The sequence below is a fragment of the Streptomyces sp. PTL18 genome (assembly GCF_059510295.1).
Map to the genome: position 1 here is coordinate 1 of NZ_JCAJZO010000020.1, position 18,675 is coordinate 18,675.

At 71.4% G+C, this 18,675-nt stretch carries 14 protein-coding genes and 2 pseudogenes; 12 read left to right on the forward strand and 4 right to left on the reverse strand.

Annotation, left to right across the window (positions count from 1 at the left end; all coding sequences use genetic code 11):
- The 8 genes and pseudogenes from AC5WS8_RS29065 to AC5WS8_RS29100 form a co-directional block, all read left to right on the forward strand.
- A partial coding sequence (locus AC5WS8_RS29065; protein ID WP_496106470.1) for a hypothetical protein occupies window positions 1-1,157 on the forward strand: 1,157 nt, incomplete at its 5' end.
- A 370-nt stretch (window positions 1,158-1,527) separates the two neighbouring features.
- Window positions 1,528-1,725: pseudogene (locus AC5WS8_RS29070) on the forward strand (hypothetical protein); the annotation flags it as partial.
- A 25-nt stretch (window positions 1,726-1,750) separates the two neighbouring features.
- Window positions 1,751-2,032 (forward strand): annotated as a pseudogene (locus AC5WS8_RS29075) (phosphorothioated DNA-binding restriction endonuclease family protein); the annotation flags it as partial.
- Window positions 2,033-2,152: 120 nt separating this feature from the next.
- A complete protein-coding gene (locus AC5WS8_RS29080) occupies window positions 2,153-3,808 on the forward strand; it encodes a TIGR02677 family protein (RefSeq protein WP_496106471.1) in 1,656 nt (551 codons plus the stop codon).
- A complete protein-coding gene (locus AC5WS8_RS29085; protein ID WP_496106472.1) occupies window positions 3,805-5,130 on the forward strand; it encodes a TIGR02678 family protein in 1,326 nt (441 codons plus the stop codon). The genes AC5WS8_RS29080 and AC5WS8_RS29085 overlap by 4 nt, the downstream gene beginning before the upstream one ends.
- Window positions 5,127-9,365, forward strand: coding sequence for a TIGR02680 family protein (locus AC5WS8_RS29090; protein WP_496106473.1), 4,239 nt, complete (start codon window positions 5,127-5,129; stop codon window positions 9,363-9,365). The genes AC5WS8_RS29085 and AC5WS8_RS29090 overlap by 4 nt, the downstream gene beginning before the upstream one ends.
- Entirely contained in the window at window positions 9,362-10,636 is a 1,275-nt protein-coding gene (locus AC5WS8_RS29095; protein WP_496106474.1) for a TIGR02679 family protein, read from the forward strand. The genes AC5WS8_RS29090 and AC5WS8_RS29095 overlap by 4 nt, the downstream gene beginning before the upstream one ends.
- Window positions 10,637-10,647: 11 nt before the next feature.
- Complete coding sequence (locus tag AC5WS8_RS29100; RefSeq protein ID WP_496106475.1) at window positions 10,648-10,884, forward strand: hypothetical protein; 237 nt, start codon at window positions 10,648-10,650, stop codon at window positions 10,882-10,884.
- 284 nt (window positions 10,885-11,168) lie between these two features.
- Here the strand turns inward: AC5WS8_RS29100 and AC5WS8_RS29105 are convergent, their stop codons facing one another.
- The 4 genes from AC5WS8_RS29105 to AC5WS8_RS29120 all read right to left on the reverse strand — a co-directional run bounded on the left by AC5WS8_RS29105 (window position 11,169) and on the right by AC5WS8_RS29120 (window position 13,760).
- Window positions 11,169-11,345 carry a hypothetical protein gene (locus tag AC5WS8_RS29105; protein WP_496106476.1) on the reverse strand — a complete coding sequence of 59 codons (177 nt, stop codon included), beginning with the start codon at window positions 11,343-11,345 and terminating at the stop codon, window positions 11,169-11,171.
- A 224-nt stretch (window positions 11,346-11,569) separates the two neighbouring features.
- The gene (locus AC5WS8_RS29110) at window positions 11,570-12,235 is read right to left on the reverse strand and encodes a phosphatase PAP2 family protein (RefSeq protein ID WP_496106477.1); all 666 of its coding nucleotides are present in this window, start codon (window positions 12,233-12,235) and stop codon (window positions 11,570-11,572) included.
- A gap of 169 nt (window positions 12,236-12,404) precedes the next feature.
- Entirely contained in the window at window positions 12,405-13,346 is a 942-nt protein-coding gene (locus AC5WS8_RS29115; RefSeq protein WP_496106478.1) for a M56 family metallopeptidase, read from the reverse strand.
- 12 nt (window positions 13,347-13,358) lie between these two features.
- A complete protein-coding gene (locus AC5WS8_RS29120) occupies window positions 13,359-13,760 on the reverse strand; it encodes a BlaI/MecI/CopY family transcriptional regulator (protein ID WP_496106479.1) in 402 nt (133 codons plus the stop codon).
- A 310-nt stretch (window positions 13,761-14,070) separates the two neighbouring features.
- On the opposite strand from AC5WS8_RS29120, the gene AC5WS8_RS29125 reads away from it, so the two are divergent.
- The 4 genes from AC5WS8_RS29125 (at window position 14,071) to AC5WS8_RS29140 (ending at window position 18,662) form a co-directional block, all read left to right on the forward strand.
- The gene (locus AC5WS8_RS29125) at window positions 14,071-15,357 is read left to right on the forward strand and encodes an FAD-dependent oxidoreductase (protein WP_496106480.1); all 1,287 of its coding nucleotides are present in this window, start codon (window positions 14,071-14,073) and stop codon (window positions 15,355-15,357) included.
- A gap of 251 nt (window positions 15,358-15,608) precedes the next feature.
- The gene (locus AC5WS8_RS29130; RefSeq protein WP_496106481.1) at window positions 15,609-15,761 is read left to right on the forward strand and encodes a hypothetical protein; all 153 of its coding nucleotides are present in this window, start codon (window positions 15,609-15,611) and stop codon (window positions 15,759-15,761) included.
- Between the two features lie 73 nt (window positions 15,762-15,834).
- Window positions 15,835-17,694: an ABC transporter ATP-binding protein gene (locus AC5WS8_RS29135; RefSeq protein ID WP_496106482.1), complete on the forward strand. Its 1,860-nt coding sequence runs from the start codon at window positions 15,835-15,837 to the stop codon at window positions 17,692-17,694.
- Window positions 17,691-18,662 carry a serine/threonine-protein kinase gene (locus AC5WS8_RS29140; RefSeq protein WP_496106483.1) on the forward strand — a complete coding sequence of 324 codons (972 nt, stop codon included), beginning with the start codon at window positions 17,691-17,693 and terminating at the stop codon, window positions 18,660-18,662. Before AC5WS8_RS29135 ends, AC5WS8_RS29140 begins: the two co-directional genes overlap by 4 nt.
- Window positions 18,663-18,675: the final 13 nt, after the last annotated feature.

Genomic DNA, 18,675 nt, shown 5'->3' on the forward strand with positions numbered 1-18,675 from the left:
GGTACAGCAAAAGCAACCGGCAGACGATTCTGCGGTACATCAAACGTGCCCGCACTTACAAGGAGCCCGACTTGCGCGCACGCTACGCCGCCGCAGCCCTGACCGCCGCCCTCGTAACGGCAACCGGGGTCACCGCCTGCAGCGCCTTCAACCAGCTGTCGGCCGGCCAGAAGGTGGGCCAGGCATTCGACAAGCTGAATGGCAGCAAGGAGGTCACCATCGACTTCCAGCTCAAGGCGAACGCCGACCAGCTCCTCGCCCTCGACGCCGCCGACCCCAGCAGCGACTCCAAGCTGACCAGAGACCAGGCGGAGCAGATATCCGGCCTGGGCGTCACCGTGTCGATGCGGTCCAAGAAGCCGCTGAAGGATGCCCTCAAGGCCGGCAACACCTCCACCGGCAAGCTGGACCCGAGCCTGGACATGGACCTCGCCGTGCACAACGGCGCCCACACCAGCCTTGCCGAGTACCGCTCTGTTGCGGGCAAGGCGTACATGAAGCTCAACCTCACCGAGCTCGTCAAACTCGGCGGCGACAAGAAGAGCATCGACGAGGTCAAGCAGATGCAGTCCATCACGGACTCCATCCCGAGGTACCTGGAGCCGTTCAAGCGCCTCCTCCAGGGCAACTGGGTCTCCATCGACCCGGCCAAGTTCGCCAAGTTCTCCCAGCAGATGGGCGGCAACGCCAAGCCCAGCCCGATGCCGTCCCTGAACCCCGCCCAGCAGCAGAAGATCAAGGACAGCCTGTCCGAGATCTTCACGAAGGACGCAACCTTCTCAGACAAGGGCACCAACAACGGCATCGACACCGTCGAGATCAAGACGAACGCCCGTAACCTCATCTCGGACATCCAGAAGCAGGTCTTCCCCCTCCTCAAGGACGTTCCTGGCATCGACGGCAAGCTGCCCACCACGGCACCCACCGGTGTGCCGACCACCCCAGCGACCATCACCGTCAAGCTGAACAAGGACGTCGGCACCCTGAACACCATCGCGGTCGACCTGGGCCAGTTCGACACCCACAGCAAGGGGCAGCACCTTCCCATCGCCCTGACGTTCAAGGACAAGGCCGTCAACACGACCGCGCCCGCCGGCGCAATCGAGTTCGACCCGGATTCCCTCAAGGACCTGATGGGATCCTCTCTCGGTAACTGATCCCAGCAGCACGAACGCGAAGGCCCGGGCCGCGCACGCGTCACGGGCCTTCTTCGCTCTCAAAAGCCATCCCGCCGCCCTGCCGGCCGAGTTGCGCCGCGCCGATCTGGTGCGGGAAGACTGTTGGGCGTCAGATCTTGCGCGACTGGTCAGAGGTCGTTTTATCTCGGTGTTTTATCCTGGAATCCGGTGTTTGGTCTGTGGTGTCGGGTCGCGCCAGGAGAGGGCGTTCTCGCCGGTGACAGCTTGGCGTTCAACCTCGCGGGTCACTCGTCCTGCTGACCTGCGGTTCTTCACGGGACAGCGGAGACGGCCGTTCTCCACGCTTCGAGATGTCGAGTCACAAAGCACGAGAGAACGGCCGCTGCCCATGAGTCTGCCCGTCGGTGTGCCCGGAATCGAGGCGTTGGGTCTGTTGTCCCGCTTTCGGGTCGAGTTCTACGAGTGTCTCTACTAGCGGGCGGACGCGCTCTTCGAGCTCACCGACGCAGTGCTGTGCGCGGACGGGCCGGTGAAAACGCTGGTCGAGCTCTCCTTGGCGGTCGAGCACCGGCGCGGACACGTCGCAGACGAGTTGCCGTACAGCGCGGTGGTACAGCGCGGTGGAGTCGGATCTGAAGCAACTGCTGGTGGAGTACGGTCCGCCGCGCGGGACCACGCCCGCCTATCCCTTCCGCCATCTGGTCAGCGACGGGGTGTGGGAAGTACGGACCGAGCACGGTGTCGGTAGCCCAGGCACCGGGGTGCGGGAACTACGGGCCAGCCGGGCCACTGGGCGGCCGGCGCCGGACCTTCAGGTGGCGCTCCGGCGGGAACCGTCGCTGTTGGGCCGCATGGCCAGGGTGCTGCTGGATCTGCACTTCCCAGCGACTATCGCGAGAGGGAGCGGCCGAAGCGGGTTTGTGGAGGGGAGTAGAGCCCTGGCCGGGCCGGAGCCGGGGCATTTCTCGGCCACCCACCGGTGCCGGGCGAACGCGCCGCGTAACCTCGCAGGCATGGAACCACCCGTATCCGGGGCAGCGCGGGACGCCGTACGGCAGGCTCAGGGCGCGCAGGACGCCGACAGCGAGGCGCGGCGCCGGCTGGACGCGTACACCTACCTCAGCGCGCCCGAGCGGCTGGAGCACCTGGCCGTCATGCGGGTCTTCTGCGGGACCCTGCTGGCGGACCTGGCCGTACCGGACGTCCTGGCAAAGCTGCGCCAGGCCGGGGGCCCTGCCGCCGGGCTCGACGCCGACACCCTCACCGTCCGGCTGGAGCAGCTGGTGCGGTGGGGCAACCTGCTGCGCAGCAGCCACACGGTGAAGGCGTCCAGCATCAGCGAGTACCAGCGGTCCCGCGCGCGCTACCAGTTGTCGAAGCTGGGCGAGCGCATCCAGCGGGACGCCGACGGGGTGCTGGCCGAGGCGGACGCCGCCCGGGAGGTGAGCAACGAGCTGCTCGCCCTGGTCGAGCGCGGGCTCAGGGAGCTGGCCGAGCTCGTGACCGCGCCCGGCGGCATCGAACCGCAGGACGGGCTGGAGCGGGTCAGCACGCTGTTCGTGCAGTTCACCGAGTTCGCGGACTCCATCCGGGACTTCTACGCCTACCTCGGCCAGGTGCTGGCCCGGTACGACCTGGACAGCGCCGAATACCAGGGCTTCAAGGAGCTGCTCCTCGACTACGTCGAGGCCATTACGGAGGACGTGGCGTTTCGTGCACCACGGATCTCTACGACGCTGGACACGCTGTGGCCGCACGTTCCCGGTCTGCTCGCCCGGCTGGACGCCCACGCGCAGGGCCTCACCGGGCTGTCACCGCAGGGCGAGGGCCGCCTGGAGACGCGGGTGCTGCGCAGCCGGGGGCGCGAGTTCGCGGACTGGGAGGGCCTGCGCGGCTGGTTCAGCGACGCCGACGGGCAGGGCAGCCAGGTCGATCAGCTGCGGGACGCCACCCTGCGCGCGTTGCAGTCGCTGCTCGCCAACGCCAAGCGGATGCTGCGGTCGGCCACCGGGGAGATGTCCCGGCGCAAGGACCTGCTGCGGCTGGCCCGGTGGTTCGAGGAAGCGGCGCCGCAGGACGCGCATGACATCGCCGTCGCCGCCTTCGGGCTGTACGGCGCCCGCCATCTGGGCATACCCCCGGCCACCGACGAGGTGGTGCCCGCCTACACGAGCTGGTGGACCGGGCCGGTGGTCGAGGTGCCGATGGCCCTGCGGGAAAGGGGCAGCCGCGCCCAGCGGGGCCGGACGTCCGCGGTGGAGGACCACTCCTCGCAGAAGCAGCGGCTGCGGGAGGCCGCCCGTGAGCGGGCCGCGGCCAGGGCAGCGGCGGCGGACGAACTACGCAGCGCCTCGGGCCGGTTCGCCGAGGTGCGGCTCACCTCCGCAGCGCTCGGTCTGCTTCTCGAGCTGCTGGCCACCGCACTCGGGAACGCGCAGCTCCGGCGTCGTGCCGGCACGGACGGGAAGGGCGCGACGGAATTCGACCTCGACCAGGCGCACAGCGAGGACGCCGAGCTGGGGATCCGGCTCACCGTGCGACGCACGGCGGGCGCCCGGTGCGTCTTGCACTCGGTCGACGGCGACCTGCTGCTGGACGACCTTGAGCTGGACGTCGGCCGTATCCCCTCCGACGTGGCCGACAGCGATGCGGAGGTGAGCGTGTCATGACCCTCCCCTCGACACACGACGTCGCCCTGGCCGCCGAGCGCCGCAGCGCCGCCCGGCTGCTGCTCGCCCATCCGCTGGTCACCTCGGACGGCCCGCACGCCGACCTCTTCCCGCTGATCCGCAGGCATGCCGACTGGCTGGGCAAGCGGTTCCAGCAGGTGCTCGGCTACCGCCTGCTGGTCGACAGCTCCTACGCCCGGCTCTTCAAGGCGGGGCTGGGAGCAGGTGCGGGCCACCGGCTGGAGCGCTCCACCGGCACCCCCTTCACCCCGCACACGTACGCCTGCCTCGCGCTGGCCCTGTCCGTGCTGGTGACCGCACCCGAACAACTGCTGCTGTCACAGCTGGTGGCCGACATCAGGGCCGCCGCGGCCGACGCGGAGATCGAGCTGGAGGAGACAGGTAGGGCGGCCGGGAAACGGACCTTGGTAGCGGCTCTGCGCCTGCTGGTCGAGTGGGGCGTCCTCATCGAGACCGAGGGCCGTGTGGCCGCGCTCGCACAGGATGCGGGCGGAGAGGCCCTGATCACAGTGGACCGCGAGCTGGCCCGCGTCGTCGTCGCCGGCCCGCTCGCCCAGGCCCGTGACGGGGCCGACCTGGTCCGGCGGGCAGCGGACCCGGGATTCGGCGGACCCCGCACCTATGTGCGTCGGATGCTCGTCGAGACACCCGTCGTCCACCTGGACGAGCTGACCGACGCCGAACGCGACTGGTTGCGCACCCGGCAGCGCCGCGAAGCGCAGGCGTTCTCCGAACTTCTGGGCCTGGAGATGGAGATCCGCGCCGAGGGGGTGGCGCTGGTGGACCCCGAGGACGAACTGACGGATCTGCACCTGCCCGGCACCGGGACGGTCGCGCAGGCCGCGCTGCTGCTGGTGGAACGGCTCGTGGAGCGGCTTCGGCCGCAGGAGCCCGGACACCCGGCGACCGGAGGGACGCTCGTCATCGGCGTGGCTGTCCCGGACGGCCTGGTGGACGAACTGCTGGCCGGTCTGGTCGCCGAGTACGGACAGCGCAGCAACTGGCAGCGCGGCTACCTGGAGGACATCCCGGCCTTGCGGGAGGCCGTGCTGGACCTGCTGGCCCGCATGCGGCTGATGGCCCGGACCGGCCGGCTGCGTGCCGAAGGAGACGGACTGCCTGAGGGGTACGCCGACGAGGCACCGGAGGGGCGCACCGTGACCGATGTTCGCGGAGCACGTCCCGGCGGTGACGGCTGGGTGCTGCCGGCCGCGGCGGCACGCTACGCCACCCACGTGACCGTGCGCCCGGCCTCCGCAGCCAGAAAGGGCGCTGACGTCCAGGAGGAGTTGCCGCTGTGACCACCGATGCGCGTGGCCTCATTCCCCTGCCGCGTTCCGGCACCGAGACGACCGCCGGCACGCGCTTCCGGCTGCACCGCGCGGGTATCCAGAACGTCTGGCAGTACGACGAGCAGGAGTTCGCCTTCGGCGACGGACGAATGCTGCTGCGTGGCAAGAACGGCGCGGGCAAGTCCAAGGCCCTGGAAATGCTGCTCCCGTATCTGCTGGACGGCGACTCACGGGCACTGGACGCGACGGGCACCGGCCGGACCACACTCGCGTGGCTGATGCTGGACGGGTTCGAGCAGACCAACCGTCTGGGCTACCTGTGGGTGGAGTTCCGGGGCACGACCGACGGCGGCGGCCAATGCCACCTCACACTCGGCGCCGCCATCCGCGCCTCGAAGTCGACGCAGAAGGCGCTGCCGACGTTCTTCGTCACCCCGCTGCGCGTCGGTGAGGACCTGCACCTGGTCGAGGGCGGAAGGCCCCTGCCGGTCGACCGGCTCAAGGAGATCGTCGGCTCCGACAACGTGACCGACCGGGCGGTCGTCCACCGCTCGCGGGTGGCCCGGGAACTGTTCGGCATCACCGATGCAACCCGCTACCGCAACCTCACCCAGCTCCTCCACCGGCTGCGGCGGCCCACGGTCGGGGACCGCATCGAGCACGGAGGACTGGCCTCCCTGCTGAGCGAGACCCTGCCGGGACTCGACGAGGACGTCGTCGAGAAGGTCGCGCGCAACCTCCACGACCTCGACGCCGTACGCGACGAACTCGGCCGCCTGGAGCGCACCGATACGGCGCTGCGCACCTTCCTCACCGGTTACCGCGGCTACCTGTCCGGTGTCCTGCGCACCTCGGCGCAGGCGGTGGGCCGGGAGCTGGAGGTCCTCGCGCAGCGACGCCGGGCGGCCGGAGACGCCGCACAGCGGACCGGCGAGCTGAGGACGCAGGAGGAGGAGTCGGAAGCCCGGCTGGAAACCCTGCGTGAAGAGGAAGAAGCCGCCCGGACCGACCTCGCCGCCCTGCACGCAGGCCACGCCTACCGCAGCCTGCGTGAACTGTCGGAACGCCGCAGCACGGTCGAGGCGCTGCACACCGCCGCCGTGGCCGCCTTCACCGCCCTCAGCAACGCACACGGCGCGGAGGAGGGCGCGGCCGAGCGCCTGGCCGACGGTGTCGACCACCTCGGGAGCCGGCTCGCCGAACTGGGCACCGATCACCGGGAACTGCTGACGCAGGCGGAGAAGGCCGGGCTTCCCCCCGGCCATCTCGGCGAGGCAGTCGCTCTGCCCCGTACGGTCCGCTCGCAGGCCGGCGAGACGGAGCTGACCGCTCCGGACGGGGAGACGCACATCGTGCAGCGCCGGTCGGCCGTCCGCGTGGACACGGCGGCGGTGCAGGAAGGACTGCTGCGCTGGCAGGGGCAGCTGGAGGACGCCGAGACGGTCGTGAAGAACCGGACCCGGATGGTCCAGGAGGTGGCGCGCCTCACCGCGCAGGCCGAGAAGGCCCGAAGCCGGGCGGAGCAGGCCGACACCGAGCGGGAACGGCTGGAGGGCGAGGCGGAAGAGGCCGCCGGCCGTCTCGACGCCGGCCGCGAGAAGGTCGCCGAGGAGAGCGGTGCCTACGCCCGCCGGGTCGCCGAGTGGGACACACGCACGCGGACCGCCGTCGGGTCCGACTGCCCGCCGCTGGACGCCGTCCACGCAGCGGTCGCCTGCGAGAGCTCCGCAGATGCCCCGTTCGCGGACCGCACGCTGCCGCCCGACATCGACAGCCAGGCGTGGCGGGCCGCCCAGGCCGCACTGGAGCCGTACGGCGACGAACTCACCGGGCGCCGGGACAGCCTGGCGCTCGCCGTCGGCCGACTCGGCGAGGAACTCGACCGCCTGGCGAGCGAGAAGCGGGACTGGGAGCGACGTACCGACCCCGAGCCGCCGGTCCCCTACCACCGCGCCGCCGACAGAACACCCGGCACCGGGGCGCCCTTCTACCGGCTGGTGGACTTCACGGATGATCTGAGCCCCGCGCATCGAGCCGGTCTGGAAGCGGCGCTGGAGGCCGGCGGCATCCTGGACGCGTGGGTCGGCGCGGACGGCGCCCTTGTCGATCCCGGCACTCGTGACACTCTGCTGCGCCCGGGGCCCCCACTGCCGGATGGACCGACCCTGGCCTCGGCCCTGCGCCCAGCACCGCAGCCGGGGTGCGGGGTCACGTCTGAGCAGGTGGAACGCCTGCTGGCCGCCATCGCGCTCGCACCGGCCGAGGAAACGACCGCTCATGACGCGGTGCACTACGACGGAAGCTGGCGTCTGGGCATCCTCAGCGGCCGGCACCACAAGAGTGACGCCGAGTACGTGGGAGCCGCCGTACGCGCCGAGACCCGGCGGCGCATCCTGGCCGAGCTGGAGGAGCGGCTCACGCGGACAAAGCAGCGGCTGGCCGACGCCCGTCACGAACTCACCGAGGCCGATGCCCGGCGCCGGACCCTCAGGCTCGCGGAACAGGGCTTCCCCCGGGCACGAGATCTCGCCGACGCCTGGAGCAGAGCCGAGTCGAACGAGAGGACACTGCGTGACCTGACCGCCAAGGCGACCCGCGCGACACGGCAGGCCGAGGAGGCCCGCGCTCTCGCCGTAGCCGCACGCACCGAGGCGGACGCCACCGCCACCGCCCATGACCTGCCCAGCGTCCCCGCCGAGCTGGAACGCGTGCGCACCGCGCTGGCTGCCCTTCTCACCGGCATCGGGCATCTTCGCCGGGCGAGCGGCAGCACGGGCGAGCGGCTCGGCGTCCATCACGCCGATGCCGAACGGTACGAACGCGCCCGGACAGACCGCCTGAACGCGGAGGAGAACTACCGGCTCCGCCTCACCGGGCTGCGCAGCGCGCAACAGGACCTGCGCACCCGCGAGGAGGCCATCGGGGCGACCGAAGAGGAGATCCTCACCCGCGAGCAGGAATCCAGGCGACGCATCGCGCACGCCGTCCAGGCCCTTCCGGCGGCACAGCGGGCCCGCGACGAACTCCACGACCGGCGCGTGCGCGCAGAAGAGGAGGAGAAGCGCCTGCGCGAGGACCTGGCCGCCCAGGAGACGGCGGTCATCGCAACCGGCAGCACCCTTCGCGGCGCACTCGGCCGGCCGGAGGTGGTGCGCGGCGCCGGGCTGGACCGATCCTCACTGCCCGAGGATGTGGCGGACGATCCCGGCTCGGACGTCCGCAGCCGTCTGCGAGCACTGCGGACACTGGCCGACGCCGTGGGACAGGCCCTCGGCCGCCCGAAGGGCGAGGTGTCGGACAGCACCCTGCTCAACCGGCACACCGACCTGCGCGACCAACTGGCAGGCGGCTACGACGCGCAACTGGAGGAACGCGACGGGATCAAGGTGTGCCGCCTGATCGACGACCACGGTTCCCACGACGTCGCGGCCGTGGGCGAGCGGATCGCCGTCCAGGCCGCAGAGGCCCGGGGACGGCTCACCGAGCGCGAACGTGAGGTGTTCCAGCGGTTTCTGACCGGCGAGCTCGGCGACCACCTCTCGGCCCAGGTCATCACCGCGGCGAACCTGGTCGCGGCTCTCAATGACACCCTACGGACCGTGCGCACCTCCCACGGTCTCGGTGTCGAGCTGCTGTGGAAGCTGGACGAGGACGTCGACGCGGACGTGCGGGCGGCTGTCGAGCTGGTGCGCAGTCCTTCGAGCCTGCGCACGCGTGAGCAGACCGAGCAGCTCCGCGAGGTGCTGCAACGCCGAATCGAGGATGCCCGGCGGGCCGACCCCTCAGCCGGTTACGCCGCCCATCTGCGGACGGCGCTGGACTACCGCGACTGGTTCCGCTTCCACACCTTCGTGGTCGAGGACGCCGCTCCGGGACGGCGGCGGAAACTGACCGGCCGCACCGGGCTCAGCCAGGGCGAGCAGCGGGTGCTCTCCTACCTCGTGCTCTTCGCCGCGGCCGCCGCCCACTTCACCAGCCTCGCCGAGTCGGCACCCCACGCCCCGCGGCTGATCCTGCTCGACGACGCCTTCGCCAAGGTCGACGAACCCACCCACGGGCGGCTGGGGCGGATCCTCGTCGATCTCGACCTCGACTTCGTCCTCACCAGCGAACGGCTCATGGGCAACTGGCCAGAAGTGCCGTCCCTGCACATCTACGAGTGCCTCCGCGATCCCCATGTGCGCGGGGTGGCCACCCTGCACTACACCTGGAACGGCCGGCACCGGCGTCTGGTGTCCGTATGAGCAAGCTGCCCACGGCGACAAGGGACTGGCTGGCCGGTCCCGGGCTCACCCGGCTCTGGGAAGCGGTACGCAAGCGCCTGGAAAGCAACGGCGTGCAGGCCACCGGTTCCCTCCGGCTGACCTCAGTGAGCGCCCGGGAACGCAACGACCTGTCGCTTCTGCTGGGCAAACCCGTCACGGGTGCTGCCGTGACTGTGCGCCTCGATGCCCTCGACACGCGGCTGCGCGCCTCGGCGGCCGGACTCGGGCTCAGGGACGTCTTGGAGGAACTCGGGCCTTCGCTCACCGACCGCCGTGCCGTACGCGCGGGTGTCGCGGCACGGCGCGAGCACATCTGGTCGTCGCTCGCCTCGGCGCTGGGCGCCTCTCCGCTCGCCGGCCAGGAGTGGACCGGCCGGTGGTACGACCTGCTGCGCCGTACCGGCGTACCGGCAGGAGTGACATCCGAAACGGCGGTACGCACGCTTCAGCAGGCTGTCCAGGTCCTCTCCGTACTGCTCGGCCCGGGGCGGGGTGGCACCCGAGGCCGGGGAGAACTCGCCGCCATGGCGACCGGGTCCGCGCACGGTCTGGACGACGGCACCTGGCTCGCGCGCCTCGTCCAACGCGGCATCGCTCTCGCCCACGGCACCGAGTTTCCCAGCGACGCAGCCGGCCGGCGCGCACTGTGGCGTCTGGTGTCCGTCACGCCGGACGAGGTCTCCGGCACAGTGCTGACCTACGGGCTGCGGCCCGTCGGCGGGGGCTGGCGGGAGCAGGCCCTGCGGGAGCGGGCCGACCGTCACGCCGAAGCTCACCTCACGCCGCGCGATCTGCACGACCTGCAGGTGCGCCTACCTGCCGGAGCAGTGGTTCACATCTGTGAGAATCCGCGCGTGGTGGAAGCTGCGGCGGACGCGGCCTGCGTCCGGCCCGTGGTATGCACGTCCGGCAGCGCGGCCACGGTGGTCCTCACACTCCTCGACGCCCTCGCCGCCACCGGCTGCCGTTTCGCGTACCACGGCGACTTCGACTGGCCGGGCATCGCTCTGGCCAACCGGATCATCCGCCGTTACGAAGCTCAGCCATGGCGCATGGGCGCCGAGGACTACGAGCACCTGGCCGCTCGCAGCCGGACCGAGGGAATCCCTCAGCTGCCGCTCGACGGCCAGCCCGTCAGCGCGGCCTGGGACCCGGGCCTCGCCCCTGCGATGACCGCTCTTGGGGTCGCGCTCCATGAAGAGGTCACCCTCGATCTGTTGGTGGCCGACCTGTCACGCCAACCTCCATGAAGGGGTCTGTGATGGAAGACCAGGTCTGGCAGTTGCGTCGAGGTCATGAGGTCATCGGCGTCCTCACACTCGAAGCCGTCGATATGTTCTGGACCGACTGCCGGTTCGAGCCCTCAGATGGTTGGCCGTCCCTCAAACCGTTCATTGACGCGTCTCGGGCTGCATGGGAGCGGAAGGACCAGGACGCGGCCATCGAGGCTGACGAGGCGATCTACGCGCTTGGCCTCGAATTGGTGCCCGCTGACTGACACCAGCGGCTGACACCGACAAGCACGAACAGCAGCGGTCGGCGCCGAACCTCAGTGGACGATTGACCGAGCCGCAGGGGCCGTTGGTCGACGTCGACGGACCCCGTGATCGACCTGATAAGGACGAGCACAGACCTCGAAGCCCCGGTCTCGGACGGGCGTCGCCCTCGCTGTCGGCCGATGCCCGTCGCCCCTGACGTCGCCAGCGTGATGTGCGGAGTCGGTGGTCCTGGTCGGCGAAGGCCCCCGTCACGGCTGACGGGGGCCTGGAAGTTCCGCGGTAGTCAGTGCGTCAGGCGGTGTGCCCGACGGGGCCACGGCATCACGTCCCTCAGGCGCCGCCACCACCGCACTACCACCGGCGTGTCCGCCGTGTAGTCGACGCTCGGCACGTGCTGCCAGTCCGACAGCGGGGCGAGCGGTGTTCCTTCGGGGGAGTACTTGCGGGGCACGTCGGGCATGGCTCCTCCTAGGGTCGGTACGGGTGGAGTCCGTCCCCACCCGGACTGTCGTGAACGGCGTCGGCTCCGTCGGCGACCACACCCTCACGGTGCTCCTCCGGCGCATCGGCTCCGCGCACCTTCAGGAGTCCTCGGGCCGGCAGGGTCGGACGTCCTCCACCCCGACGCGTACGGGAAGATGCACAACCGTCCGGGCCGAGCACATGCCCGCCCCCGGCGGGGGACTACCTCACCAGCTCCTGCTGACGGCAGGGGGACGAGACGTGGCGGGAGGTCAGGACGGGTCGGAGCGCGCCCCCGCTGCGCAGGCGCCCGATCAGAGGGCGGGCCAGGCGGGCCACCAGCAGGCTGGTGGCGAGAGCGACGGGCGTGGCGATGACCAGGGAGCCGAGGACGTCGTGCGGGTAGTGGTCACCGACGTAGACCCGGGTGAAGCCCTCCCACAGGGTGAACACGGCGGCCAGGGCGGCAAGCCGGCGGTCCAGCAGGAGCAGAGCGGCCGTCGCTGCGACGGCGACAGTGGTGTGGCCGCTGGGGAAGGCGTAGTCGCCGGGCGCCGGGCAGGCGGAGACGAAGTAGTCGTGGGGCAGCGAGCGGCACGGACGCACCTCACCGACCAGCTTCTTGACGACCTCGGCGACGGCGAAGGCGACCACGACGCTGACGGGGGTGGCGATGGCCAGCGACATGGCGGCATCGTCGCGGCGGCGCGCCCGCCACCAGCCCAGCAGCATGAGGATCGCGAAGACGCCCAGGCCGAGGTTGGTGGCCAGGGCCACCGGCGCATTCAGCCACCTGGTGTCGCGGGCGAAGTCGGTGACGGAGGTGAACAGCGATCCGTCGATGCGGGAGCCGTCGAAGGCGAGCAGCACGGTGCTGCGAGAGGACATCAGGCGTGGTCTTTCAGGCAGGTGAAGAATGCGGAAACAACGGAGGTGCGAAAGATGAACGCACCCTAACATCTACATGCGTGTAAATCCTCGTCCGGTGTCGCTGCCTTGACCCGACCTTGACGAGCGCGGCCGCCGTCTGCCGTCTGCCGCGGGAGGCGGGCCGTCGTCAGACGCCGATCGTCTCCATCAGCAGGTGGAAGTCGTGGGCGGCCTCCGCGCTGGACCAGGCCGCGGCGAGCAGGACCACGGCCGTGGCACCGGCGAGCGCGAAGTGGGGGCCGAGCGGCGGGGCGAGCAGCGCGGCCACCCGGCGCGGCACGGGCCCGGCGGCGGCCAGCGGGCCGCGGCGGCGACCGCCGATGCCGAGGACGGCATCCGCGAGGCGGGAACGGGCCGGGGCGTGGCGGGCGGCGAGGGCGGCCTTGCCGACGGCACGGGCGACACGGGCGCGGTCGCCGGTGGCGGCGGCCGCACTCTCGTCCGCCCAGCGCTCGGTGGTGTAGGCGACTGCAGTGGCGAGCGGGCGCAGCAGCGGGTTGGCGGCGGCGCAGAACTGGGTGAGGGCGACGAACGCGTAGTGGTGACCGGCCAGATGGGCACGCTCGTGAGCGAGGAGGATGTCGTGCTCGTCCTTGTCCAGAGTGCGCAGCATGCCGGTGGAGACCACGACGCGACCGGGCAGTCCGGGCAGCGCGAACGCGTCGGGCGCCGGATCGTCCACGACCACCACCCCGTCCCGTGTGGGCATGCAGGCCGCGTCCAGCGCGGCGGCGGCCAGCGACCGCGCGCGGCGTGTGAGCATGAGGGCCGCGGCGACCGTGGCCGCACCGAACAGCAGCCCGGCCGACAGGGCGACGGACAGCTCGGTGGGGTCCTCGCGCCGCGCGGCCCGCACCGACCAGTGACCGAGGACGGCGAGCTGCGGAATGCGCACCAGCCCGGTGACCGCCAGCAAGGCCAGCGAGACCGTGCTCGCCGCGGCCAGGACCGACGAGGAAGCGGTGAGCAGCCAGGTCGCCAGGCGCGGCTCGCAGCGCTCCGGCAGCTGCCGGGCGCCCAGCGGGGCGAGCAGCGGAAGCAGCAGCGGCAGGTAGACGAGGACGCGCATCCGGGCCCCGCCTCAGCGGCCGGTGTCGGGGTCGGGGCCGAGCATCTGGCGCAGCAGCTCCGCGTCCGCGTCGGAGAGACCATCGGCGAAGCGGGCCAGCACCGCCTCCCGGTCGGGCCGCTCCTCCAGGACCGTACGCATCCGGCGGGCTGCGAACCCGGCATCGTCCGTGGCGGGGGTGTAGGCGTAGGCCCTTCCGCGCCGGGTGCGGGTCAGCATCTGCTTGTCGTACATGCGGGTCAGGATCGTCACCACGCTGCTGTAGGTCAGCTCGCCACCGAGTCGCTGGGCCACCTCGCCCGGGGTCAGCGCCCCATCGGCCCGCTGCAGCACGCCGAGGATCTCGGCCTCCCGGGCACCATTGGCCAACTTCGCGCCCCGGCTCTGAGCGTCGCCGTTCATGAGGTCTGCCATTCCCGTGATCACCGTACGCCGCCGCGCCGGACTTCTACAACCGTGTAAATATCGCTGCCTCCCCGAGTGTGCCACGCCTGCGGGAACCTCTCCGCACACCACCGGCGGAACAGCTGCCCCTCCAGGCGCCTCACGACATACGGTTCGACCAAGTTTCGGACAAGGTGCGCCGATATGGTGCACCGGTTCCGGCCGATGGGTAAGACTGACCGGCGGAGGGGGGACCAGTGTGGCGGCCATCCGCCGGCACATTGTCCCGAAAGTGCCGGGCTGCCTGGAGCAGACGGCGAGGGGACCAGCCGGGGGATGCATGACACAGTCCATTCCGGGGCGACGCCCTGCCCGCAAGCAGGCGTTCACCGGGCGCACACGGCTTCCGGTCGTCGTGGTCGGCGCCGGCCCGTACGGGCTGTCGGTGGCCGCGCACCTGCGGGCCACCGGAGTACCGGTCCGGATCTTCGGGGAGGTGATGGGCAGTTGGCGGCACGCCATGGCCACCGGAATGTTCCTGAAGTCGACGCCTGCCGCCACCGACCTGTCCGCGCCCGAGCCGGGCGGACGGTTGGCCGACTTCCGCCGGGTGCACGGTGAGCCGGAGCTGACCGAGCTGACGCCGATCCCCTGCGACGTGTTCGTGCGCTACGGGCAGTGGTTCCAGAAGCAGTACGTGGGCGAGGTCGATCCGGCCCGGGTCGTGGCGGTCGGCCGGGAGGGGGCCGACGCCGGTTTCGCCGTCCGGCTGGACGACGGGCGGGAACTCGCAGCGGCGGCCGTCGTCGTGGCCACGGGTCTGAACGGACTGGCCCACATTCCCCGGGAGTTGCGGCGTCTCGCCGCAGAAGGGCCGGGTCCCGAAGCCCCGGTGTCGCACACCAGTCACCACACCGACCTCTCGCGCTACGCCGGGCGGCGCGTCGCCGTGATCGGCGGCGGCCAGTCCGCACTGGAGAGCGCCGCGCTGCTGCACGAGGCCGGCGCCGACGTCCTGGTGCTGGTCCGTGAACGGCAGGTGTTGTGGGGAATGCCTCCGGACCTGGCCCGCCCCTGGCCGCGGCGCCTGGCCCAGCCCGCCTCACCCCTGGGAACCGGCTGGATCCTGGCCGCGGTGTGCAAGGCGCCGGGTGGCGTACGGCGACTACCCGCACCGGCACGGCTGCTGCTGTTCCGACGCGCGTTGGGCCCGTCGGGCGGCTGGTGGCTGCGGGACCGCGTCGAGGGCGTCGTCCCGGTACGCACCTCGTGCCGGGTGACACACGCCGAGGCGACGACCGGGGCCACCGTGCGCCTGGAGCTCGCCGGGCCGGGCGGCCGGCCGGAGACACTCACCGTCGACCACGTGCTCGCGGCCACCGGCTACCGACTCGACCTGGACGCCGTACCCTTCCTTTCGGCCGAGCTGCGCCGGGCGCTGGTGTGCGTGCCCGGGTCGAAGGCCCCTCACCTGACCGCGGGCTTCGCATCGTCCGACCCCGGTTTGTACTTCACCGGATCGCTCGCCGCCCCGATGTTCGGACCGATGATGCGTTTCGTCGCCGGAACCGGGTACGCCGCCACCCGCATCGCCCGTGACGCCTCCCGGTGGACCACCAGCCGCTGACCCCCTCCACCGGGACGTGCGCAACCGGTCGGGCCGAGTGCCGTCCGGAGCCGGGCCACCGGCGCGTCGGCATCATGAAGCCGAAGGCGGCGAGTCCGGGCTTGCACAGCGCTGGACGAGGCGGGACGGGGCGGGGCGGGGCGGCCGGGATGCGCCCCAGGAGGATATTCCTATCTTTTTTTCGCAAATCGCCATCCAACTTCCGCTGTCACGCGTATCCGATACGAGGCAACTTTCCGCAGGAGGAACACATGGCGATCTTCAGTGATCTCTTCCCCGCCAAACACCGTGACCGCGGGGACGACACGTCCGAGCGTGACGACACCTCGATGAGGAGGCACGGTCACGGTCGCCGCCACGGACACGACCACGGTAGTGACCACGACCACGGCGACAACCGGTGAAGATCGAGCGGGCCGGTGAACGGAGGACCCGGGACCGGTCCGCTCCGAAGTCGATCCCCCAGGGACGCAAGCCATGGTGCGGCTTCCGCGGCATGTCCCGCGGCGTCTGTCCACGCGACGTCTGCTGTCCGTGAGCGAGGACGACGGTGCCGTTGTCGCCGCCGCGCCGCGGCTGGCCCCGCGCGAGGTGTTCCGGCGGTTCTGGCCGTACACCCGCGGTCGCCGGCGCTGGCTCGTGCCCCTCGTCCTGTTCAGCCTCATCGGACCCCTCGTCGACGCGGCGGAACTGTGGCTGTTCAAGATCGTGGTCGACGAGGTGCTCGTACCGCGGGATCTCACCCCGCTCGCCTGGATAGCGCCCACCTATCTCGGCCTCATCGTCGGCTCCGGTGTTCTCGGGTTCGCCGACGACATGACGTCCACCTACGTCAGCGAGAGTTTCCTGCGGTCCCTGCGCTCCGACGTGTTCCGGCACGTCCAGGGGCTCTCCCTCGGGTTCTTCGAACGGCGGCGGCTCGGCGACGTGCTGTCACGGGTCACGGGGGACGTGGACGCCGTCGAGACGTTCCTGCTCTCGGGGGTGGCGGACGGCCTCTACCACGTCATCCGGCTGGGTGTCTTCCTCGGTCTGCTGCTCTACCTCCGCTGGGACCTGACGCTCCTCGCCCTCGTCATCGTGCCGTTGTTCTGGCGCGCGGCCCGTCACTTCTCCCGCCTGACCAAGGAGGCCTCACGGGAGCGCAGGCGCCGCAGCGGTGCGCTCAGCGCGGTCGCCGAGGAGTCACTGGGCAACGTGGCCCTGGTCCAGGCCTACAACCGGCAGGACTGGGAGGCGCGCCACTTCGACCGGGAGAACCTCGGCAGGTTCCGCGCAGCCATGGCGTCGGCGCGCATCCGTGCCGTCTACCGGCCGCTCGTCGAGGTCATCGAGGTGTCCGGCGCGCTCGCCGTCATCGGCCTCGGCACCTGGAAGCTGGCCCAGGGCCAGCTCACCCTCGGCGGGCTGCTGGTGTTCCTCGCGCTGATCGGCAAGCTGTACGGCCCGATCCGCGACCTGTCCCGCCTCGGCACCAGCTTCTACGCCGCCTCGGCCTCCGCCGAACGCATCGTCGAACTGCTGGACCAGCGCCCCCAGGTCATCGAGTCCGCCGGCGCGCGGCGGATCGGGCGGGCGCACGGCGACATCGAGTTCGACGGCGTGTCCTTCCGCTATCCCGGTACGCCGGCCTGGGCCCTCGCCGACGTGTCGTTCCACGTCGCCCCCGGCGAGACCCTGGCGCTGGTCGGAGCCAGCGGCGCCGGCAAGTCCACGGTCGCCAAGCTCCAGCTGCGTTTCTACGACCCCGAGCGCGGCGCCGTGCGTCTCGACGGGACCGACCTGCGCGACCTCGCCCTGGCCGACGTACGGGAGAGCGTCGCGGTGGTCCTTCAGGAGACGCTCGTCTTCCACGGCACCGTGCGGGAGAACATCGCCTACGGCCGTCCCGGCGCGACGGACGCGGAGATCGTCGCGGCGGCGCGCGCGGCCGACGCCCACGAGTTCGTCCAGCAGCTCCCGGACGGCTACGACACGACGGTCGGCCAGCGCGGCCGGACACTGTCCGGCGGACAACGCCAGCGCCTGGCGATCGCCCGCGCCATGATCAGGGACGCGCCCGTGCTGCTGCTGGACGAGCCGACCACCGGTCTCGACGTCCGGTCCGGCCTGAGGATCATGGAGCCGCTGCGGCGCCTCATGGCCGGGCGGACGACCGTCGTGATCTCCCACAACCTGCTGACCGTCCGGGACGCCGGCCTGATCGTGGTGCTCGACCACGGCCGGGTCGTCGAGTCCGGGACCCATGACGAACTGCTGCTGCGCGGCGGGGCGTACGCGCGGCTGCACCGCATCGCGGCCGTGTCCCCCGCGCCACCGGGCACGGTGCTGTCATGACCGGCCCGCCGCCCTCTCCGCTCGTGCCCGGCACCCGCCCGGTCCCCGGCTACGAGATCCTGGGCCACCTCACCCGCACGGGGTGGCTGGACCTCTACGACGCTTGGAGCGAGGAGCGGGCCTGCCGGTGCGTGATCAAAGTCGTACGCCCGGACCGCCGCGGCGATGTGCGGCTGAGCGAACGGCTCCTGCGGGAGGGGCGCTGGCTGCAGGACTTCACCCATCCGCACCTGGTCCGCGCGTACGAGACCTTCGACGTGCCGGAGCCCGTCGTCGTCCTGGAAACGCTCACCGGGGAGACGCTGTCCCACCTCCTCGACCGGCTGCGGCGCCGGCCGGCCGCCGGCGACGTGGCGCTCCTCGGGGTGCAGTTGTGTTCCGCGATCCACTACCTGCACGGCCGGGGCCTGCTGCACCTGGACCTCAAGCCGTCCAACGTCGTGGTGGAGCGCGGCCATGCGAAGGTCCTCGACCTCAGTGTGGCCCGGCCGCCCGGCGTCGCCCCGCCCGGCGTGGGTACCTTCCGGTACCTCTCACCGGAGCAGGCGCGCGGCGGCCTGCTGACGGCCGCGACCGACGTGTGGGGCGTCGGCATCACGTTGTACGAGGTGGCGAGCGGCGACGTGCCCTTCGGCGGCGGTGAGACGGCGGACGAGCCCTACGACGACCCGGAGGACGGGGACCCAGGAAACGAGGACACGGGGAACGGGGACGCGGGGAACGGGGACACGGGGAACGGGGACACGGGAAACGGCGACACGGGAAACGGCGACACGGGGAACGGGGGCCGCACAGGGGACCCGGACGACTGGTGCCCCCAACTGGAGGCGCCCGCCCCGCCGATCGCCACCCGGCGGCGCCTGCCCCGCCCCCTCGCCGCGGCCATCGACCACTGCCTGCGGACCGACCCCGCCGACCGGCCCACGGTGCCCGAACTGGCAACGGCCCTGCGAGACGCCCGCACGTGAGCCGCCGTACGTG